Source organism: Polyangiaceae bacterium (assembly GCA_015075635.1).
GTDB lineage: Bacteria > Myxococcota_A > Polyangia > Polyangiales > Polyangiaceae > JADJKB01.
The window spans coordinates 1,667,642-1,687,553 of record JABTUA010000002.1; the positions used below are offsets into that span (position 1 = coordinate 1,667,642).

Below are 19,912 nucleotides of genomic sequence, written 5' to 3' on the forward strand. Positions count from 1 at the left end.
GGGAGCCGGTCTGGCCATCTGGAGCGTGGAGCCCACGCTATCCGGCGGCAACCCCCGTCCACGAGGGCGCGCCGGAGACCTCGCCGCCGAGCTATCCTGCGCCGGGCCATGCCGGAGCGCCGTCAGTATTCGTCGGGAGCGCCGTGGGAGAACGTGGTCGGCTACTCGCGCGCGGTGCGGGTCGGGCCACACGTCGTGGTCTCGGGCACCACGGCCACGCTCCCGGACGGCAGCATCGCCGGTCCCGGTGACGCCCGGCGGCAGACTGAGCAGGCCCTCGAGAACGTGCGAGTGGCCCTGGAAGCGTTGGGCGCGCGGCTCGAGCACGTGGTGCGCTCGCGCATCTACGTGACGGACATCTCCCGCTGGGAGGAGATCGGACGCGCCCACGGCGAGGTGTTCGGCGCGATCAAGCCCGCCACGACCATGGTCGAGGTGCGGGCGCTGATCGTCCCGGAGGTGCTGGTGGAGATCGAGGTCGATGCCATCGTCCCGGAGCTCTGAGCACGCGCTCTCGCCGCCGAAGCCCTTCGAGCTCCGGTTGGCGCTGTTCGGTCATGGCTTCGTCGATCTGGCCCCCAACGCCTGGCACCCCGAAGAGGGCACGTTCACCACTGCGTTGGAGCTCGGGGGGCGTGGCGTGGAGCTCCGAGTGAGAGACAGGCGCGGGCGCCTGCAAGTGAAGGTCCACGGGGCGCGCGACCGAGCCGAAGCCCAGCGCGCGATCGCGGCGCTGACCCACATGCTGCGGCTGGAGGACGACCTCGCGCCTTTCTGGCGGCTCTGCGCCGGTGAGCCGCGGCTCGCCTGGGTCGCTCGCCGGGGCGCGGGTCGGTTGACCCGCTCGCCAGCGCTGTTCGAGGACCTGGCCAAGCTCCTGATGACGACCAACTGCTCGTGGGCGGCGACGCGCAACATGACCGCCCGTCTCGTGGCGGCGCTCGGTGCCGAGACGCCGAGCGGCCGGCGAGCGTTCCCGAGCGCGGAGGTCTGCGCGGAACGGAGCGAGCGCTTCTTCCGGGAAGAAGGCCGCCTCGGCTACCGCGCGGGCGCGCTCAGGACGTTGGCCCGCGATTTCGCCCGGGGCGCGCTCCGCCCCGCGGACTTCCAGGATCCGCGCTTGCCGACGGACGAGCTGCGTGAGCGCCTGCTCGCCTTGCCCGGCTTCGGCCCCTACGCCGCCGGCCAGGCCCTGCGCCTGCTGGGCCGCTACGACGACTTCGCGCTCGATTCCTGGTGCCGCGCTCGGCTCGGGGCGCTGGCAAAATCCGGCCGCGCGCCGAGTGAACGCACGCTCCGGCGGCGCTACGCTCGCTACGGTGCCTGGCGCGGCCTGGCCCTATGGATGGACCTGACCGCAGACTGGCACGGAGAATGACCGCTCGCACCAAGCGCACGGGGCCCCTCACCCGCGAAGAACTCGACGCCGCGGCGCTCAGATACCTGGACCGCTTCGACAGCTCGGCGAAGAACCTCCGGCGCGTGCTGCTCGGCTACGTGAAGCGGGTGAGCGCGGAGCGCGGGGCGGATGCGGCGGCGCAGGGTGGCGAGTGGGTCGACGAGCTGCTGGCGCGCTACCAACGGAGCGGGCTCGTCGACGACGCCCGCTTCGCCGGCGCCATCGCCAGCGGGCTACGGCGCCGCGGCTCTTCGGGCCGCGCCATCGTGCAGAAGCTCCGCGCGCGTGGCGTGCGCGACGACGTCGCCAGCGAGGCACTCGCCGGCGTGGACTCGGAGGGCAGCCACGCGGCCGAGCTCGCGGCTGCGCAGGCGTTCGTGCGGCGCAGGCGCATCGGCGCCTTCCGTCCCGAAACAGAGCGCGCCGCGTCTTTCCGCAAGGACCTGGGCGCGCTCGCGCGGGCCGGCTTCAGCATGGACATCGCACGCCGCGCGCTGGGCAGCACGGGCGACGAAGCGGAAGGCGACGACTGGTAGCTCCCCAGCGAGCGGACGCGAGCCCACGCCGAGCGCAGCGAGGCGTGTCGGGGGTCCGGGGGGGTTACCCCCGGGGAGGGTTACGGCGGGGGTGGGCGGGCGGGACTTCGAACAATCAAGCGCGCACGTGGTTGTGGCGGCGCTTGTTCTTGTTCTTGAGCTTCGCCTTGTGCTTGGCGGAGCGCTTGCGGTCGCGCTTGGGCTTCCCGAGCTTGAAGAGGAACATGGGGCGCCGGAGTCTATGCAGGACTCGGCCCTTGTCGAGTGCCGAGTGGCAACTGCTCGGACGCTCAGGGGTCTTCGGCGCCCATCGGCGCGTGGATCAGCAGCTTTTCGATCAGCTGAGCGGAGTACTTGCTGAGCTCCAGGAACACCACGCCCATGCCCGGCGGGTTCTGCTCGACCCGCACCACCCGGCCGAGCCCCTCGATGCTCTCGATGTCGTCCATGATCACGGTGAAGCGCAGGTTCACCTCGGTGCCGATCGGCAACGGGTGGTCGGTGCGGATGAAGGCGCCGCTCCGGGAGATGTTCGTCACGTACTCCTGGATGAACTGATCGAAGGACTCGAACTCCTTGTTGATCGTCACCCGCTCCTCGCGACGGTCGCTCGACATGGTCATCTCCCCTGCAGATCGAACTGTTCGATGTGGTACTCGCGCCGCGGGGTGAGCTCGATGCGCCGCATGTAACGACGCTCGGCGTCCTGAACCGCCGCCTTCTCTTCCGTGGTGAGCAGATCGACCACCGCCGGGTGCGCGTTCACCGTGATCACGTAGCCCGGCAAGCTGTCTCGCTCCCGGCGGATCTGGCGCAAGATCTCGTAGGCGATGGTCGTGCGCGACTGGATGTGCCCCGTGCCGTCGCAGTAGAAGCACGGCTCGTTCATGGTGCGGCTCAGGCTCTCGCGCGTGCGCTTGCGCGTCATCTCGATCAGGCCGAGCTCGCTGATGCGGTTGAGGGTGGTCTTGGCCTTGTCCTTGGCCAGGGCCGCCTCGAGCGCGCGCCACACCTTGTCGCGGTTGCCCGCGATCTCCATGTCGATGAGGTCGAGGATCACCAGCCCGCCGATGTTGCGGAAGCGCAGCTGGTAGGCGATCTCCTCGACCGCTTCCAGGTTGGTCTTCAGCGCGGTTTCTTCCAGATCTTTGCTGCCTTTGCCGACGAACCGCCCGGTGTTCACGTCGATGGCGGTGAGCGCCTCGGCCTGATCGATGATCAGGTAGCCGCCGCTCGCGAGGGGCACCTTGCGGCTCAAGGCGCGACCGATCTCGTCCTCGATACCGTAGGCGTCGAAGATGGGCTCGGGGCCGGTGTACAGCTCGATGTCCTTGACGCGCGCGGGCAGGAACATCTCCACGAAGCGCACCAAGCGCAGGTACTGCTCGCGATCGTCGATGACGATGTGCTCGATCTCGTCGGTGAACAGGTCGCGCGCGGTGCGCAGCACGATGTCCAGCTCGGAGTAGAGGATCTTGGGGGACCTCGCGCCCTCGCGGTTCCTGGCGATCTCGGCCCAGAGCTTGATCAGGTAGCCGATGTCCGCCTTGAGCTGCTTCTTGGTCAGTCCCTCGGCCACCGTACGCACGATCAGGCCGCCCTGCTGCGGCTTGACGGAGTCGATGACCTCGCGCAGCCGGTGACGCTCGCGACCGGAGCCGATGCGCTTGCTCACGCCGGTGTGCTCGACCGTCGGCAGGTAAACGACGTAGCGACCGGGCAGCGAGATGTGGCTGGTGACCCGGGCACCTTTGGTACCGATGGGCTCCTTCGAGATCTGCACCACCACTTCGTCGCCCTCCTTGACGACCTCGGTGATGGGCACGGTGCGCGCGACCCGGAGCTGCGGCTTCTTGGGCGAACCGCCCTTGTTCTTTCCGCCCCGCGCGCTCTCGCGGCGACCCGGCGCGGCCTTCGGCTCCGGTGCGCGACCGCGACGGCGACGGCGGCGGCGACCACCGCGGCGCGAAGCGTCGACGAGGCGCCCGGTGCTCTCTTCGACCGCAGCCCCCGCGGGCGGCGGCTCGTTCTCGACCTGGCTCGACGCCTCGGCGCCCTCGGCCACCTCGGCGGAGGGCGCCGCGGCAGCGGCCGCAGAGGGCTCGTCGGCCTCGCCTTCCTCGGCGTCTTCTGCGTCCGGGCCGGCCTCTTCGTCGCTCGCCTCGGGGTCGGAGTCGCCGTCGTCTGCGTCGTCCTCGTCCTCGCCCTCGTCCTCGTCCTCGTCCTCGTCCTCGGCGTCTTCGTGCGCGGGCTCGACCTCGGGAACGCTGGCGACCTGCGCCTCGGCAGGGGCAGCGGCGACCTCGCCGTTGCCGTTGCCTTCGCCCGGACCGACGACCACCTCGTCGTCGTCCTCGTCGTCTTCGCCGCCGGCTTCGCCGTGCCGCCGACGCCCGCCTTCGCCCTTGCCGGAAGGCCCCTCGTCCTCACGGTGAGCGCCGGCGAGGTAGGCCTCGAAGTCGTCCGGTCGGATCAGATCCTCGACGTGGAGGAACGCAGCGCGATCCATGCCCACATCGATGAAGGCCGCCTGCATGCCCGGAAGGACACGCGTGACTTTACCGAGCACGACGTTGCCGACTGCGCCGCGTGCGTTCGCCCGCTCGATGTGGAGCTCGGCGATGACCCCGTCTTCAATTAGAGCGACCCGGGTCTCCCGGAGGTCGCAGTTGATCACCAAAGTGTTTCGCGCCATGCGGTCGGCGGGGGCAAAGCCAGCCCGCCCCAAAGAGGAGAAGGCTCCGCTGGCTGGTCGCGACCGCGCGACTCGAAGCCTGGGAGCGGAAAATCATGACAGCCAAGTGACCACGCGGCGGTTTTCGTGTCAAGTGCTCGGAAACAGTCTGGATTTTCAGGAGGCGGTTACCCTTCTCATTCCGGTGGGTTCGGGCATGCTGGCGGCGTGCCGAAGTCCTTCCTGGTGCTCGACATCGAGACCGTCCTGGACGCCGAGCTCCCCATCGCCGAGTCCAGCGAGGCCGAGCGCCTGCCGGCGCCGCCGCACCACAAGATCGTGGTGATCGGCGCGCTGCTCTTCGACGCCGCCTACGCGGTGCAGCGGGTCGGGGTCCTGGGCGAGGGCAAGGACGAGCCGGCGATGCTGGTCGACTTCGCGAAGTTCCTGGAGGAGCGCAGGCCCGACCTGGTCAGCTTCAACGGCCGGGGCTTCGACCTGCCGGTGATCGCCGCGCGCTGCCTGCGCCACGGCGTCCCGCTCCGCCACTACTACCGAGCCCGCGACGTGCGCTACCGCTTCTCGCCCGAAGGCCACCTGGACTTGATGGACTTCATCGCGGATTTCGGCGCGGCCAAGAGCGCCAAGCTCGACATCGTGGCCAAGCTCTGCGGCATGCCCGGCAAGGTCGGAGTGGACGGCAAGGACGTCGGCCCGATGGTCCACGCCGGCCGCATCAAGGAGGTCCGCGAGTACTGCCTCTGCGACGTGGCGCAGACCGCCGGGGTGTTCCTGCGCGTTCAGCTCCTGCGCGGGGAGCTCGAGCCGAGCGCCTATCGGCAGGCGATGCAGGGCCTGATCGAGACCATCCGCGGCGACGCCCGGCTCGCGCCGGTGGCGGCGGGGCTCGACGAGGCGCGGCTGCTGACGGTTGCGGTCTGAGCGCGCGCCTCCTACGTACTCCCGATGTCCCTCACCGAGAAACGCTGCGTGCCCTGCGAGGGCGGGATCCCGCCGCTCTACACCGAGCAGGTCCTGGCCCTGGGCAGCCAGGTCCCCGACTGGGAGGTGGCGCCGGACAAGAAGAGCATCTCGCGCACCTTCACCTTCCGGAACTACTACCAGACCATGGCCTTCGTGAACGCCGTCGCCTGGATGGCCCACCAGGAAGACCACCATCCGGATCTCGAGGTGTTCTACGACCGCGTGCTGGTGCGCTACACCACGCACGCCATCGGGGGCCTGAGCGAGAACGACTTCATCTGCGCCGCCAAAGTGGACGCGCTGCTCTAAGGCAGACTGGTCTTCGCGCAGACGTAGTGCGACTTGTTGGCGCAGTCTTTCACGTGCTCCACGAGCGTGCCCCCGGTGGGGCAGCTGTTGGTCCCCAGGGGCAAGCCGTGACTCGGATCCTTCGCGCAGACGTGCAGAACGCCGGAGCTCGGGCAGCCCGAGCCGCAGTAGCCCACGTCGGGGATGGTCGCGATTTCGACGGTGAAGCCAGAGGCGGGACAACCGCCACACTTGGTGATGACCGTCTGCTCGCATTCCTTGCTGACGCAGCTCAGGCCTGTCGTGCACTGCCCGCAAGTAAGCGTGGCGCCGCAGGTGACCACCGTGGTGTTGCAGGCGTTGCCGCAGTCGGGGGTGCATCCCCCGGTGCCGCCGCCGCTCGGCCCGCCACCGCCGCTCGGCCCGCCGCCGCCGCTCGGGACCCCGCCGCCCCCGCCGGCGCTCGTGCCACCGGCGCTCGTGCCGCCAGCGCTCGTGCCGCCGGCGCCGTCGGGCCAGAGGCCTCCGTCGTCGACCTTGCCGCCCCCTGAGCCGCCTTGTTGCGGCACGCCCCCTCCGCCGCCCGAGGCGTCGTCGGAGGTCGCGCCCGAGCAGGCGAGGGGCAGCCCCAGCGTCGAGCCGAGCACGACGCCGACCACGAGGCTCGTTCGCGCGGACATCTCCGCCAGGATACTCCAGCTCAGGCGAGCGTGCAGAGCACGCTCTTCATCGGCGTCGGCCCGTCGGGTCCGTCCGGGCAATCGAGCGGCGAAGGCAGATCCTTCATCTGAGAAAGCTCCACGTTCGAGGCCCGGGCGGCCTCGTGCAGGAGCTTCCGCAGCCGCTCGCGGCTGGTCTTGCGGTGATTGGTCACGGCGAGCAGCCTGCCGCCCGACTCGAGCACGGCGAGCGCGTCCGCGGCGACGGCAGCGAAGCCCTTGTCCATGTCGAAGGTCCCGCGCTTGCCGCGCGTGCCGAAGCTCGGCGGATCGAGGATCACGAGGCCGAAGCGCTCGCCCTTGCGGCGCGCGCGCCCGAGCCACGCCACACAGTCTTCCTGATAGAAGCGGTGCTGCGCCGGGTCCAGGCCGGTCTGCTCGAAGGCCCTCCGGCCACGTTCCAGGGCCGGCTGAGCCAGATCGACGCTGACCACCTCGCGGGCGCCGCCCCGCGCTGCCGCCACGCTGAACGAGCAGGTGTACGAGAACAGGTTCAGCACGCGCTTGCCGCCGGCGAAACGGCGCACCAGCTCACGGTTGTCGCGCTGATCCACGAACAGCCCCGTCGAGAGGCCGTCGCCGAGCCGCACCGGGAAGTCGAGATCGCCCTCGCTCACCACCAGCTCGTCGCCCGAAGGCTCTCCAGCGACGGGCATGCGTGGCGCGTTCTTCTCCGGATCCACGCGCCGCTGGTCGGCGCGCTCGCGCAGCTTGAGGTACACGCCTCTCGCGCCGAGAGCCACGAGCGCCTGGGCGATCTCCTGAGCGCGTGCCACGGCCTCGTCGCTGGAGACGGCCAACACCGCGAAGTCCGCGTAGCGATCGACGACGACCCCAGGCAGCTCGTCGCCGGCCCCGTTGCACAGGCGAAACGCCGTGGCGCGCTCGAACAGGGGCGCGCGCAGGCAGAGCGCGTCACGGAGCGCGCGCTCGAGCTGTGTGCGGTCGCCGAGCCCGACCTCGCCGTCAGCGAGCCAGGTCTCGAACGACTCCGGCACCGCGCACTCGAAGCGACGTCCGAGCGACGGCAGCTCGAGCTCCCGGCCGTGGAGCATCAAGCGGTTGGCGCGCGCGCCGCCGTAGAGGCGATCGCCCGCGATGGGCGAGCGCACCGCGGCGAGCTGCGCCCTGAGCTGATGGGTACGGCCGGTCTCGGGCCGGAGCTCGATCAGCGCCCGCCCCGCCGCGCGCGCGAGCACGCGGTAGCGCGCGACCGCGCGCTGTCCGCCGCGCGGGATCACGCGGGTGATCCCGCCCTTCTCGTGGGAGAGCTGGTGGGCGAGCGTGCCCTCGGTCGGGAGCCCGCCGTCGGTCACCGCGGCCACGTAGACGCGCCGGGCCGCGTGGCCCTCCATGTCGCGGGCGACGGCGGCGTTCAGCTCGCGGCGCCGGGTGAAGAACAGGATGCCGGAGGCGTCCTTGTCGAGCCGCTGGTGCACGCCCAGGTAGCCGGGCTCGCCCCGAGCCTCGAGCCAGCTGCCCAGGCGGCTGACCAGATCGTCCGCCCGCGCCTCGTCGCCCCCATGGACGACGATGCCCCGCGGCTTGTCCACCACGAGCACGTCGGCGTCACGAACGACGACGCGCTCGTCCAGCCAGGGGATTGGAGAGAACACGGCGCCCTACCCGGGCGGTGCCCGCCTCAGCTCTTCTTGCCGCCGCGGCGCTTGACCGCGCCGCGCACGAACACGAGCGAGTTCTTGGCACCGGGGATGCCGCCTTCGACGAAGAGCAGGCTGTCGTCGGCCGCGACCTTGACCACGCGCTGGTTGTGCACGGTGACCTTCTCGTTACCGTACTGGCCCGGCATGCGGACGCCCTTGAGCACGCGACCCGGAGTCATGTTCGTGCCGATGGACCCGCCGTGGCGCTTGTACTCGTGGGTACCGTGGGTCTGCACCTGACCGGCGAAGTTGTGGAGACGCATCACGCCGGTGAAGCCACGACCGCGGGTCATGCCCTGGACGTCCACGAACTGTCCCTCCTCGAACACGCTGTCGAGCTTGAGCTCGGCGCCGACCTCGTGCTGCGCGGCGAAGTCCGCCGTACAGCGGAGCTCGCGCAGCCAGCGCTTCGGAGTGACGCTCGCCTTCTTGTACATCCCGGCGAGCGGCTTCACCGTGTGCTTCTCCTTGCGGTCTTTGAGACCGAGCACGAGCGCGTCGTAGCCGTCCTTTTCCTTGGTACGCTTGCCGACGACGACGGGCCGAGCCTCCACCACCGTGCACGGGATCACCGAACCGTCGCTGGTGAAGACCTGAGTCATGCCGAGCTTGCGCCCGATGACACCCGGATGCGTGTTCATTGTCCGTCTCTCTTTCGTCGTCGCGGCGGCTCTGTCGGCCAACCGGAAAATGGGGCTCGCGGAAGTAGTGTATTTCCGCGCCTCGTGCAAGCCGGGCCGTCGGGGTCCGCCGCGAGCACCCCCACCATTGACGGGGCTCCGGGCGCGTGCATAATCCCCGCCCCCAGCCGGCCGGAGCCCCCGCCATGTCGATGACGCATCCCAAGATCGAGGCCCACGAGAACAGCACCCTTCGCTCGGATCTGCCGAAGTTTCGCGTGGGGGACACGGTGGCGGTGCACTACCGGATCGTCGAGGGCGACAAGCTCCGCACGCAGGTCTTCCGCGGCACGGTGATCAAGCGTCACCGCGCCGGGGCTCGCAGCACCTTCACGGTGCGCAAGGTCAGCTTCAGCGTGGGCGTCGAGCGCATTTTCCTGCTGCACTCGCCGCGCATCGAGCAGATCGACGTGGTTTCCCGGGGCGTCGTCCGCCAGGCCCGGCTCGGCTACCTCCGGAAGCTGCAGGGCAAGGCCGCGCGCATCCGCGACGAGAAGGACGTCTAGAACTTCGGTGCTTCGCGGCCGGTAGCGGACCGGCTATGCTCGGGGCCGCCTTGGAACCGGCGTGTTTTCACGCCGTTTCTTGGGGTTTCGGAGGTCGCCTCGAATGATTGCGTGCCCGCGTTGCGGCATTTCCAACCAGCCCACCAGCAAGTTCTGCGCTTCTTGCGGCGCTCCGCTGCCCGCATCGGGCGTGGGCGCGCAGCCCCAAACGTTCCCTGGGCCCGGCCAGCAGCGGCCTCCGGCCGGGCCGCCGGGGTGGGGTCCGCCACCGGGTCCGCCGCCCGGCGCGCCGCCGCCCGCATACGGCCCTCCCCCGGGTGCGCCACCCCCCGGCTGGGGCGCTCCGCCGCCAGCGCCGTACCCCGCTCCCGGTGCTCCGCCCGGCACTCCGCCTTCGCCTTATGGCCCTCCACCCGGACAGCCAGGCTTCGGCCCGCCTCCGGGAGCCCCGCCGGGACCCCCCGGCTACGGGGCGCCACCTCCCGGGTTCGGCGCACCTCCCGCTGGGCCGCCCGGGTGGGGACCGCCGCCTGGTCCGCCGCCCGCCGGTCCGCCGGGCGCGCCGCCTGCCGGTCCGCCGGGTGCGCCTCCTGGCGGGGGCTTCTCCCCCGCCAATGAGCGCTACCGCGTCGGCTCGCCCGAAGGGCTGAACCCATTCGGCGCCACCATGGCGCCGGACCTCGGCGGCGGTGCAGCCCCCGGCGCCCCGGGCGGCATGCCGGCGCCTCCGCCGGGCCCGCCGCCGGGCACGCCGGCATTCGGCGCATCGCCTCCCGGAGGCGCTCCGGCGCCCGCGCCGGGCTGGAACGATCCGGCGGCCTTCGCCGCCACCGCACCGCCGCCCACCGCGGACGAGCACGAGGCCGCCCAGCGCGCGAAGGCGCCGCCTTCCCCCGAGCCGGCCCCACCGCCGCCAGCCTCGCCGCCCGCAGCGCCGCCGGCCTCAGCCGCGCCTTCGGCGCACCCGCCGGCGGAGGAGGCGCGTCCGAGCGCTCCGCCGCCAACCGGCGTGTCGCGGACGGAGGCGCAGGTCGCGCGCGACCCGATGTCGGTGGGGCCGGATGCCCCCCGCACCCTCGCCGGCTTCCTGGTCAGCTACGAGGCCAACGAGCTCGGCACGTTCTGGCCGCTCTATCAGGGCAAGAACGTGGTGGGCCGCAAGGCTGCCATCGAAGGCCTCGACATCGAGATCGACCATCCAACGACTTCGTCCCGTCACGCAGTGCTCCACGCTGCCGCTCGCCCGGGCGCACTGAAGCTGGAGGATCCGGGCAGCACCAACGGCACCTACCTGAACGAAGAACGCGTCGCCAAGGGCACGCCCGTCGAGATCCGCGACGGGGACACGCTGCGCTTCGGCGGCTACACCACGACGGTGAAGATCGTCTGAGCGCGCGCCACGACGCGAATGCACCGAGCTCGAGGGACATGCAAGCTGCGAAGTTGAATCTCGCGCACCAACCGAACCCCGTTCGCCACCGCTCGCTGGCGTGGCTCCTCCGCGCCATCGTCGCGGCGATCGCCTTCGCGACCTCGACGGCGAAGGCCGCGCCGGAAGCCCACATCCTGCGCGTCGATCCGCGCGCCGCGCAAGAGAACGGCGCGCCGATCCTCACCACGGTCATCGAGTTGGTGCAGACCAAACGCATCAGCGACGCCACTGCGGGCTGCGTCGACGATCGGGGCACGGGCTATTACCGCTGCCTGAGCGACGCGCTCGAGAAGCCGCTGGCGCTGTACCAGCCGTTCGGCGCCGCCGGCGCCGGCTTCCCGCACGAGAACGCCATCTTCACCGTCAAGGTGGAGGGCACTGACCAGCCCGCGAGCTACGTGAGCCACACCAAGTGGGGCGCGAGCTTGACTCAGCCCTCGGTCGGCACGGCCTGGCTCATCTTGATCGACGCCGACGCGCGCATCAAGGACGCCTTCGGCGACGCCAAGCAGATCGCCAACACGTTCATCGGCAGCATGAGCGCGAACGACATCGTCAACGTGATGTTCTTCAACGACCGGCAGGTCGTGAAAGACAGCAAGTGGATGAGCGCAGCCAAGAAGGGTCAAGCGCAGCAGTTCGTCAACGGCGTCACCGGCACCTGGGCCTCGCAGGGTCGCAACCGCTCGCTCGGCACCATCATCAAGGAGGCCGCGACCGACGGATGGAAGAGCCTGGGCAACGTCGGCGAGGACGTGAAGGTCCCGCTGCACCAGGCCATGGTCGTGCTCTCGACGGGCTACGGCGGCACGGACGCCCTGACCACGGGCCCCGGCGGTCTGCAGATTGCCAAGTACATGAGCGGCGGCCGCTTCCCGGAGGACAACACCGCGCTGCCGAAGGCGCCGGTCCCGGTGATCAGCGTGTTCTTCCCGCCCAAGGTCTACGACGAGTTCCGGCAGAACTCCTTGGAGTTCATGCGGGGCCTGGCCAACACCGAGATCGGTGGGTTCTTCACGGTGGTGCAGTCCGGCGAGGGCGGCCGCGGCAACGCCATCGTGGGCGCGGTGCGCGGGCGTTTCGCCAACATGCACATCGTCAAGTGGCGGGTCTCGTGCATCGAGTCGGGCGTCACCCAGACCTTCGGGCTGGTGTTCAAGGAGGTCACTCCGCCCATCCTGGGAGACAACACTTTCAAGGACGTCCCCGTCGGCATCGACCCCACCACCTGGCCCCTCGACGTGAACGTCCAGTACACGCAGGACATGGCCAAGCGGCAAGGCGGCGTGTATCCGGCCGGCACCTTCAAGGTGTTCGGCAACTTCTGCTGGGGCGGCGAGAAGGGCCGGGCGGAGGTGTATTTCCTGCCGGCCGGGCAGCAGGCGCCGGCGGCGCTCTCCGGCGCGGACGTCGACAAGGCCAAGCGCACCCAGCAGCAGCTCATCGCCATGGGCATGAAGGGCCGCGCGCTCGAGGTCAGCGACACCTACGGCGAGTTCGAGGCGCCGGACAAGGAGAAGATCCTGCACGGCTCCGGCGAGCAAGCCGTGGTGCGCTTGGTCATCTACGACAACAAGGCCCGCCGCACGAGCGGCGTCACCGCCGACAACATCGTCCAGCTCAAGGGCACCACCACTCCGTTTCCGGTCCTGTGGGTCTTGGGCGGTCTGTTCGGCGTGGTCGTGATCCTGCTGCTGATCGTCGTGATCGTGCGCAGCGGGGGCAAGAAGCGCGGCGCTCAGCCGCCGCCCGCACCGGTCGTCGCCGGCGGTATGCCCTATGGCGGCGGCTACGGCGCGCCGCCGCAGCCCTACGGCGCCGCGCCCGCACCGAACCCGTATGGCGCCGCGCCCGCGCCCAGCCCGTACGGCGCGCCCGCGCCGATGCCCGCACCGGCGCCGCCCAGCCCGGACTTCATGTACGGCAACCAGCCAGCTCCGGCGCCCGCCCCCATGCCCGTGGGCGCGCCGCCGCCGAACCCCTATGGCGGGGGGCCGGCGGTGGTGTCGCGGGCGACGCTTCAGGGCGCCGCCGGGGTGTTCACCGTGGTGCCCGGCGTCGAGATGCGCGCGGGGCGCGACGGCTCGCAGTGCGGGATCTTGCTGAGCGAGCCCCGCGTGTCCGGCGTGCACGCCACGCTGCGCCTCGACGGCGGGCAGCTCGTGATCCGCGACGAGAACAGCAACAACGGGACCCAGATCAACGGGACCCGCTTGACGGGAGGCGTGTGGACTCCCGCCCCGAACGGCTCGCTGGTCCGCTTCGGACCCGTCGAGTTCACCGTTCGGCTCGAGTGACGGAAGGAGGCAGGCGCGCGTGCTCGGCTCCGTACACGGCGTCGTCGTGGACTTCGCCGAGCTGAGCGATCCGGGCCGCGATCCGTCCAAGCAGGTCAACGAAGACTCGTCCGGCTACGCCGAGACCCCGCTGGGGCACCTGGCCCTGGTGTGCGACGGCATGGGCGGACACGAGGCAGGGCGCGAAGCCAGTCAGCTGGCCGTGCGCACCGTCATCGAGGCGGCGCGCTCCCCCGCCCCCGGCACACCCCCGGGGCTGGTGCTGAAGCAGGCCGTCGAGCGCGCCGGGCGCGCGGTCTACGCGCTCGGCGGCTCCGGCGCCTCGGAGCACCGACCGGGCTCGACCTGCGTCGCCGTGCTGATTCACCCCGGCGGCGCGGAGCTCTGCCATGCCGGGGACTCCCGCGCCTACCTGCTCCGCGACGGGCACATCCAGCGCGTGACGCGCGATCACTCGATGGTCCAGGAGTTGGTCGCGTCCGGCATGCTCACTCCGGAGCAGGCGCTCGCGCACCCGGAGGCCAACAAGATCACGCGCGCCCTGGGCATCACGCCGGAGGTGAACGTCGAAGCGCGCGCCGAGCCGCTCGGCCTGCTGAAGGGCGACGTGCTCTTGCTCTCGAGCGATGGTCTGACGGATCTGGTGACCGATCCCGAGATCCTGGACATCGTGCGCCGCCGACTCCCGAGCGGCACGGCAGCCGTCTGCCAGGAGCTCGTGGCGCTGGCGAACTCGCGCGGCGGACACGACAACGTGACGACGCTGGTGCTCGCGCTAGTCGAGCTCCCGCCTCAGACCGCGGCGCGCGGCACGGTGATCCAGGACGCTCGGGCGGCGCGCGGCGCGACGCTGGTCGAGGGCGACCAGGGCACGATCTCCGACGGAGCACCCGCGCCGACCCTGTTCGACGACGGCTCGGCGGGCCCGCGCCCCACGCTGCCGGGGCTCACCCAGCTGGACACCGGCGATCGCCGCACGGAGCCGGGCCTCGCAACCCCGAGCTTCCCCCACGAGGAGCCGCCGCCTCACCTGCTTCGACCGCGGCCGATCAGCTCGTCGCGCGCGCTCGTGTGGCTCGGGGTGGGCCTCGCCGTCACCGTGCTGGCGGCCGTCGCCGCGTGGGCGCTGGTGCGGGTCATGCACCGCGGCCGCGACCGATCGGAGGAGATCGTGCCCCCTCCGGAGGTCAAGCTCCCACCTCGACCTTCTAGCTCGGCTCCCCCCGAAGACGCAGAAATGCCGGCACCGAGCCCGAGCAGCGCTCCCCTGGAGAGCGCCGACGCCGCTCGTGATTGAGAAGCCAGGTCGGCTTTGTTAGAGCATGAGTTCGATTCCAAGCGAGAACCGATGATCCCCGGCTTCGGCAAGCAGAGCATCACGATCGGCAGCGCGCCGCATTGCGAGATCCACCTGGGAGGACCGGGCGTCGCGGCGGAGCACGCGCGAATCGTGCACCAGGGCGGCGGACAGCTGGTGTTCGTCGACGCAGGCACGAGTCAGACCTACGCCAACGGGCAGCCCGTCGCCCCGGGTTCCTCGCATCCCTTCGACTTCCGCACGCAGTTCATGGTCGGGCAGACGCCGGTGCCCAACGCGCACCCTGCCCTGACCTTGATGCTGATGCAGAAGGGCGAGCTCCCGGTGACGCCTGGCAAGCTCGTGTTCGGGCGCGAGGCCGCTCGCGCCAACGTGGTCGTGCAGCACAGCAGCGTGTCGGGCCAGCACGCCACGCTGACCATGAGCCCGCTCGCCATCACCGATCACGGCTCGACCAGCGGCACCTGGATCGCCGGCAATCGCCTGGCCGCGAACCAGGCCACGGCCCTCGACCCGAGCGCGCTCGTGGCGCTTGGCCCCGTGCCCCTGCCGGTCACGCTCGCCATTCAGCTCGCCCAAGCGCTGGGCGGAGGCGCTCCGGCGCAAGCCCCGGCGGCCGCTGCCGGCGCGGCGGCGGGCGCGCCCGCCGCGGCCGGTTCGCGGCCCAAGCACAAGACGGTGATCGGCCAGGTCGCGATCGGCGGCCCGGGCCAGCCCACCTACAAGACCATCGGCCGCACGCCGGACAACGACATCGTGCTCCCGCACCCGCAGGTGTCGAGCAAGCACGCGATCTTGCACAAGCTCGGCTCGCAGCTCTTCCTGGAGGACCGCGGCGCGGGCAACGGCACCTACGTGCGCGGCCAGCGCATCCCGCCCGGCCAGCGCGTGCCGGTGGCGAACGGCGAGAAGGTCTTCATCGGCCCGATGCCGCTGCTCATCCAGGTCGAGGCGGAGGAGGTCGCCCTCGTCGTCGAGGACCAGGCGAAGTGGGCGGGGCGCCCGCTCTACGAGATCGAGGCTTGGGATCTGGTGATGCAGGTCAACGACCGGGACAACCCCGGTCAGATGAAGACCTTGCTCGATCACATCAGCTTCAAGGCGCTGCCGGGCGACCTGATCGCGCTGATGGGTCCCTCTGGCGCCGGCAAGACCACGCTGCTCCTGGCGCTGAACGGCTACCTGCCGCCCACCGGCGGACAGGTGCGCATCAACGGCGAGGATCTCTACGCCATCTACGACGCCCTGCGCGGCAGCATCGGCTACGTCCCGCAGGACGACATCGTGCACCCGGAGCTCACGGTGTACGAGGCCGTGCGCTACAGCGCCAAGTTCCGCCTGCCCTCGGACTACAGCGAAGAGGAGATCGACCGGCGGGTCCAGACCACGCTGGCGCAGCTCGGGCTCGAGTCCGTCTCCCACCTTCAGATCGGCAAGCCCGAGAAGAAGATCCTCTCCGGCGGGCAGCGCAAGCGCGTCAACATCGCGATGGAGCTCGTGACCGACCCGGTCATCATGTTCCTGGACGAGCCGACCTCGGGCCTGGCTGCCGACGACACCACGGCGCTGGTGGAGCTGCTCCGCGGCCTGGCGAGCTCCACCGGCAAGACCATCATCTGCACGATTCACCAGCCGGCGAAGGACGAATACGAGAAGTTCAACCTCGCGCTCGTCCTCGGGCAGGGCGGCGTCCCCATCTTCTACGGGCCCACCAAGGACGGCTACAAGTTCTTCGGCAGCTTCCTGGAGCGGCAGGGCAAGCCGAACAACGTCGACAACCCGCGCGACATGTTCGACATGCTGAACCAGCGCGAGCGCCCGATCTGGGACGCCTTGCGCGCGCAGAATCCGTACACGCCGCGCTTCGTCGCGCGCCAGACCGCCGCCCGGGAGTGGAACGCGGAGTTCTTCAACCCGCAGAACCCGATCTTCCAGAAGATGTTCGCCGGGCAGCGCCAGGTGGGCGCCGGCAGCCACAACCAAGGTGTGCCGCGCGGGCGTGGCAGGACCGGAGGCCAGTTCTTCCTGCTCTTCTCGCGCTACTTCAAGACCAAGGTGCGCGACGTCGGCGGGACGGTGATCATGCTGGCCCAAGCTCCGATCATCGGCGTGCTCCTGGCGCTGGTGTTCGGCGGGCAGAAGGAGGCCATCCCCTACTGGTGCCTGGGCGCGCTGCAGGAGCTCGGGCGCCGCTCCGGCGGGCTCGGCGCCGGCTCCAACGACCTGCTCTCCGGCATGCAGGTCACCACGGATCACTCCGGGGCCGCGTTCTTCCTGGTCGTGGCGGCGGTCTGGTTCGGAACCAGCAACGCGGCCCGCGAGATCGTCAGCGAGCGCGCCATCTACATGCGCGAGCGCATGGTGAACCTGAAGCTCTTCAACTACGTCTTCAGCAAGTTCCTGCTGCTCACCTTCATCTGCATCATCCAGTGCACGGTGCTACTCGGCATCGTGTTCTTCGCGCTCGGCTTCCACGGCGGCCCCGTCGCCTTCGCCATCGAGCTCGGCACGCTGATCATCACGGCCATGAACAGCGTGGCCATCGGCCTGCTGCTCAGCACCATCGTGACCTCCAGCGAAGCGGCCATGGCGCTGACGCCCATCGCCCTGATCCCGCAGGTCGTGCTCGGCGGCATCATGGTGCCGATGACCACCAACTCGCTGCTCGAGTGGCCGATGTACATCGTCCCGGCGCGCTGGGGCTTCCAGGGCGTAGTGGCCCAGGAGCGCATGGCCATCGCCGAGGATGCGGCCTGGGTCATGGACCTGAAGCGTCCGGACACCACGAGCGTGGACAACTTCGTGTTCCAGGGGAAGTTCAAGTGCGCCGAGGCTCAGATCGCCAGCATGGACTTCAACGGCGCCTGGGGCTTCAAGGACTACGAGCTGATCTGGCTCCCGCCGGCGGTCCTGTCCGCGATGATGCTGGGCGTCTTGATCTGGATCCTGATCGTGCTCAAGCGACGGGATAGTATTTGAGGTTTGATCTCGCTCCGCGGGCGACCGCAGCGCCCCGCGATCTTTGCCACCTGACGAACAGCCGGCGCCCGGCCTCGCCGGGCATTCTCTCTCTCCTCTCTTTGGCTGATCGTGATCTGATCTCGGCAAGACTGGTGAGCTCATGGCAGAGCTCGGCCTCCGGCCTCGCGGCTCGCTGCCAAGTGTCCCCCTCCGGCCTCGCGGCTCTGCCAGGTGTCCCCCTCCGGCCTCGCGGCTCGCTGCCAGGTGTCCCCCTCCGGCCTCGCGGCTCGCTGCCAGGTGTCCCCCTCCGGCCTCGCGGCATGCTGACGAGTCGGCCGCACGCCACGCTGACAAGTCGGCCTCGTGGCGTGCTGACGAGTCGGCCGCGCGGCGTACTGACAAGCCGGCCTCGCGGCTCGCTGCCAGGTGTCCCCCTCCGGCCGCGCGGCTCGCTGCCAGGTGTCCCCCTCCGGCCGCGCGGCTCTTCTTTCGTGGCGGTGGTGGCGCCGTGGCGTTCGTGGCGCAAGTTCTCCTGCGCTCTCGCGTCCGCATGCGAAAGGAGGTGCCCGCCGGCGTGCTAAGCTGGCGTCCATGCGCTTCTGGGTGATCTCGGTCTTCGGCGCCCTCGCCGTGTGCGCGGCCTGCGGCGGCCGGAGCGACGACTCGGGTGGGACCGGCGGCACCGGCGGCGTCCCCGGCCTCACCGCTTGCAGCAAGAACGCCGACTGCATCGTGATCCCGAAGAGCTGTTGCGGCAGCTGCAGCGGCGCGACCCGCGGCGACGCCCTGGCGGTCAATCAGGCCAAGGCGGGCGAGTACCGGAACGGCGTCTGCGAAGGCAAAGGCTGCCCTGCTTGCTACATGCCGACGGATCCGACGTTGGTCGCGACCTGCAGCTCCGGTAGCTGCGAGCTGGTCGATCTGCTCGAGCACGCCTCGACCGCCTGCGCGGACGTGGCGGAGTGTCGCGTGCGCACCACCGCGTGCTGCGAGTGCGGCGGCCCGACGGACGACGAGCACCTGATCGCCGTCTCGGCGGAGTCGCAGTTCTCGGCGCTGGTCTGCGACGACCAAGCCTGCCCCGAGTGCGCGCCGCAGTATCCGGACAAGACGCTGGCGTGCCAGGGCGGGCACTGCGTGATCCAGAAACAGTGACGGTACACTCCCGAGCTACCGCACCTTGACCTTCACCCCGTCGTGGATCCGGTCACTCGGGTGCAGCACCACCCGCGCTCCGGGCGCGAGGCCCTCGGTGATCTCGACTCGGCGCTGCGTGCGCAGGCCGATCTGCACCGGCGCCAGGCGCGCCAGCTCGCCCTCCACATGGAACACCGCCCAGCCCGAGTCGCGGCGGAATACGGCGCTCGCAGGGACCTGGAGCGCGTCGGGCTTCTGGTGCGTGACGATCTCCGCCTTCACCCGGTAGCCGTCGCCGAGCTTCGCCCAAGGCTCCGTCGGCCCCTTCGGATCGAGGACCACGTTCACGCGCTGCTCCTCCACGCCCAGCGCCGAGAGCCGCGTGAAGGCCGAGGGCTCGATGATGCGCACGCTGGCCGCTAGCGGGGCCCCTCCCCACTCGGAGAGCGCCGCCTCGGCTCCGGGCCGCACGTTCACCGCGTCGCTCGTCAAGACGTCCACGACGATCTCGAGGGCCGCCGGATCGCCGAGCTCCACCAGCGGCGTGCCGGCTTGCACCGCGCCCTCGTTCTTGTGCAGCACCTTGAGCACCCGCCCTGCCACCGGCGACGACACCAAGAGCTGCTCTTCCGCGCCGGGCTTCTGCTTCTTGCCCAGCCGACCGAGCGCCGCCCGCGCCACCTCGACCTCGTAGTCCGCGACCTTCGCGCCGAACCTGGCGGACTCGAGATCAGCCTTTGCGGTGCGCTCGGACAGCTCGGCCTGATCGACGCTCTCGCGGGGCGTGACGCCTTTGTCGGCGAGCGTGCGCTGGCGCTCGACCTCCTTGGCGACGAAGTCCTTGTTGGCCGCCGCGCGCTCGACGTGGGACTTCGCCTGCCGCTGCGCGGCCAAGGCGGCGGCCACCCGCGCCTCGGCGCTCGTCTTGCTGCGCTCGTCGAGCAGCGCCGGCTGGAGCGGGACGATTCGGGCCAGGACGTCGCCCTGCTTCACGCTGTCGCCCGGGTCGTGCTCGATGCGCCCCAGGCTCCCGGTCAGCGGCGCCGACACCACGTAGCGGTCCTTGACCCGCGTCATGCCGTCTTCGTCCACCGTCACGCGGATCGCGCTCCGCTCGGCCACCGCCACGTCCACCAGCGCCGGCTTGGGCAGCATGGCCACGACGAGCAGCGCCCCGAGGCCCAGCGCGAGCGCCAAGAGGAAGGCGCGCTTGATCCAGCGCTCCAGCGAGCGCCGCCCCTTCTTCTTGGAGCTCCCCGGCGCCGGACTCGTCGTCGGCGCGTCGGTCGGTGTGGTGGACTTGGTGGGCTCGGCCAT

General features: G+C 70.5%; 17 protein-coding genes. 11 read left to right on the plus strand and 6 right to left on the minus strand.

Annotation, left to right across the window (positions count from 1 at the left end):
• Window positions 1-108 precede the first annotated feature (108 nt).
• Genes HS104_23770 through HS104_23780 form a run of 3 tightly spaced genes read left to right on the plus strand, consistent with a single transcriptional unit; the run spans window position 109 to window position 1,935 of the window.
• Window positions 109-504, plus strand: a complete 396-nt coding sequence (locus HS104_23770) for a RidA family protein (protein ID MBE7482979.1) — start codon at window positions 109-111, stop codon at window positions 502-504.
• The gene (locus HS104_23775; protein ID MBE7482980.1) at window positions 482-1,378 is read left to right on the plus strand and encodes a Fe-S cluster assembly protein HesB; all 897 of its coding nucleotides are present in this window, start codon (window positions 482-484) and stop codon (window positions 1,376-1,378) included. The genes HS104_23770 and HS104_23775 overlap by 23 nt, the downstream gene beginning before the upstream one ends.
• Window positions 1,375-1,935, plus strand: coding sequence for a regulatory protein RecX (locus HS104_23780; GenBank protein ID MBE7482981.1), 561 nt, complete (start codon window positions 1,375-1,377; stop codon window positions 1,933-1,935). The genes HS104_23775 and HS104_23780 overlap by 4 nt, the downstream gene beginning before the upstream one ends.
• A 290-nt stretch (window positions 1,936-2,225) precedes the next feature.
• On the opposite strand, the gene HS104_23785 is transcribed toward HS104_23780, so the two are convergent.
• Together HS104_23785 and HS104_23790 are read right to left on the minus strand one after the other, a co-directional pair.
• On the minus strand, window positions 2,226-2,558 hold the full coding sequence (locus HS104_23785) for a PilZ domain-containing protein (protein MBE7482982.1): 333 nt from the start codon (window positions 2,556-2,558) through the stop codon (window positions 2,226-2,228).
• A complete protein-coding gene (locus HS104_23790; GenBank protein MBE7482983.1) occupies window positions 2,555-4,630 on the minus strand; it encodes an Rne/Rng family ribonuclease in 2,076 nt (691 codons plus the stop codon). Before HS104_23790 ends, HS104_23785 begins: the two co-directional genes overlap by 4 nt.
• Window positions 4,631-4,837: 207 nt before the next feature.
• On the opposite strand from HS104_23790, the gene HS104_23795 reads away from it, so the two are divergent.
• A complete protein-coding gene (locus HS104_23795; protein ID MBE7482984.1) occupies window positions 4,838-5,551 on the plus strand; it encodes a ribonuclease H-like domain-containing protein in 714 nt (237 codons plus the stop codon).
• A gap of 24 nt (window positions 5,552-5,575) precedes the next feature.
• Window positions 5,576-5,902, plus strand: coding sequence for a 4a-hydroxytetrahydrobiopterin dehydratase (locus tag HS104_23800; protein ID MBE7482985.1), 327 nt, complete (start codon window positions 5,576-5,578; stop codon window positions 5,900-5,902).
• Here HS104_23800 and HS104_23805 read toward each other — a convergent pair.
• Genes HS104_23805 through rplC form a run of 3 tightly spaced genes read right to left on the minus strand, consistent with a single transcriptional unit; the run spans window position 5,899 to window position 8,905 of the window.
• Window positions 5,899-6,561, minus strand: a complete 663-nt coding sequence (locus tag HS104_23805) for a hypothetical protein (protein MBE7482986.1) — start codon at window positions 6,559-6,561, stop codon at window positions 5,899-5,901. The genes HS104_23800 and HS104_23805 overlap by 4 nt on opposite strands.
• A gap of 20 nt (window positions 6,562-6,581) precedes the next feature.
• Window positions 6,582-8,216 carry a class I SAM-dependent methyltransferase gene (locus HS104_23810; GenBank protein MBE7482987.1) on the minus strand — a complete coding sequence of 545 codons (1,635 nt, stop codon included), beginning with the start codon at window positions 8,214-8,216 and terminating at the stop codon, window positions 6,582-6,584.
• 26 nt (window positions 8,217-8,242) lie between these two features.
• Window positions 8,243-8,905 (minus strand): 50S ribosomal protein L3, encoded by a 663-nt coding sequence (gene rplC, locus HS104_23815; protein MBE7482988.1) that lies wholly within the window; start codon window positions 8,903-8,905, stop codon window positions 8,243-8,245.
• Window positions 8,906-9,096: 191 nt separating this feature from the next.
• Between rplC and rplS the strand changes: the two genes are divergently transcribed.
• The 6 genes from rplS (at window position 9,097) to HS104_23845 (ending at window position 18,613) form a co-directional block, all read left to right on the plus strand.
• Entirely contained in the window at window positions 9,097-9,450 is a 354-nt protein-coding gene (gene rplS / locus HS104_23820) for a 50S ribosomal protein L19 (protein ID MBE7482989.1), read from the plus strand.
• A 103-nt stretch (window positions 9,451-9,553) separates the two neighbouring features.
• A complete protein-coding gene (locus HS104_23825) occupies window positions 9,554-10,840 on the plus strand; it encodes an FHA domain-containing protein (GenBank protein ID MBE7482990.1) in 1,287 nt (428 codons plus the stop codon).
• A gap of 38 nt (window positions 10,841-10,878) precedes the next feature.
• Window positions 10,879-13,179, plus strand: a complete 2,301-nt coding sequence (locus HS104_23830; protein ID MBE7482991.1) for an FHA domain-containing protein — start codon at window positions 10,879-10,881, stop codon at window positions 13,177-13,179.
• Between the two features lie 19 nt (window positions 13,180-13,198).
• A complete protein-coding gene (locus tag HS104_23835) occupies window positions 13,199-14,476 on the plus strand; it encodes a serine/threonine-protein phosphatase (GenBank protein ID MBE7482992.1) in 1,278 nt (425 codons plus the stop codon).
• Between the two features lie 51 nt (window positions 14,477-14,527).
• Window positions 14,528-17,476, plus strand: a complete 2,949-nt coding sequence (locus HS104_23840) for an FHA domain-containing protein (protein MBE7482993.1) — start codon at window positions 14,528-14,530, stop codon at window positions 17,474-17,476.
• A 573-nt stretch (window positions 17,477-18,049) separates the two neighbouring features.
• Window positions 18,050-18,613, plus strand: a complete 564-nt coding sequence (locus HS104_23845; protein MBE7482994.1) for a hypothetical protein — start codon at window positions 18,050-18,052, stop codon at window positions 18,611-18,613.
• Window positions 18,614-18,628: 15 nt separating this feature from the next.
• Here the strand turns inward: HS104_23845 and HS104_23850 are convergent, their stop codons facing one another.
• A complete protein-coding gene (locus tag HS104_23850; GenBank protein MBE7482995.1) occupies window positions 18,629-19,912 on the minus strand; it encodes an HlyD family efflux transporter periplasmic adaptor subunit in 1,284 nt (427 codons plus the stop codon).

Excerpts from the sequence above, each read along its gene's own strand:
- HS104_23805 (MBE7482986.1), bottom strand. The coding sequence starts at position 6,561 with ATGTCCGCGCGAACGAGCCTCGTGGTCGGCGTCGTGCTCGGCTCGACG.
- HS104_23825 (MBE7482990.1), top strand. The coding sequence starts at position 9,554 with ATGATTGCGTGCCCGCGTTGCGGCATTTCCAACCAGCCCACCAGCAAG.
- HS104_23840 (MBE7482993.1), top strand. The coding sequence starts at position 14,528 with ATGATCCCCGGCTTCGGCAAGCAGAGCATCACGATCGGCAGCGCGCCG.
- HS104_23770 (MBE7482979.1), top strand. The coding sequence starts at position 109 with ATGCCGGAGCGCCGTCAGTATTCGTCGGGAGCGCCGTGGGAGAACGTG.
- HS104_23780 (MBE7482981.1), top strand. The coding sequence starts at position 1,375 with ATGACCGCTCGCACCAAGCGCACGGGGCCCCTCACCCGCGAAGAACTC.
- rplS (MBE7482989.1), top strand. The coding sequence starts at position 9,097 with ATGACGCATCCCAAGATCGAGGCCCACGAGAACAGCACCCTTCGCTCG.
- HS104_23845 (MBE7482994.1), top strand. The coding sequence starts at position 18,050 with ATGCGCTTCTGGGTGATCTCGGTCTTCGGCGCCCTCGCCGTGTGCGCG.
- HS104_23785 (MBE7482982.1), bottom strand. The coding sequence starts at position 2,558 with ATGACCATGTCGAGCGACCGTCGCGAGGAGCGGGTGACGATCAACAAG.
- HS104_23775 (MBE7482980.1), top strand. The coding sequence starts at position 482 with ATGCCATCGTCCCGGAGCTCTGAGCACGCGCTCTCGCCGCCGAAGCCC.
- HS104_23850 (MBE7482995.1), bottom strand. The coding sequence starts at position 19,912 with ATGGCCGAGCCCACCAAGTCCACCACACCGACCGACGCGCCGACGACG.
- rplC (MBE7482988.1), bottom strand. The coding sequence starts at position 8,905 with ATGAACACGCATCCGGGTGTCATCGGGCGCAAGCTCGGCATGACTCAG.
- HS104_23800 (MBE7482985.1), top strand. The coding sequence starts at position 5,576 with ATGTCCCTCACCGAGAAACGCTGCGTGCCCTGCGAGGGCGGGATCCCG.
- HS104_23830 (MBE7482991.1), top strand. The coding sequence starts at position 10,879 with ATGCAAGCTGCGAAGTTGAATCTCGCGCACCAACCGAACCCCGTTCGC.
- HS104_23790 (MBE7482983.1), bottom strand. The coding sequence starts at position 4,630 with ATGGCGCGAAACACTTTGGTGATCAACTGCGACCTCCGGGAGACCCGG.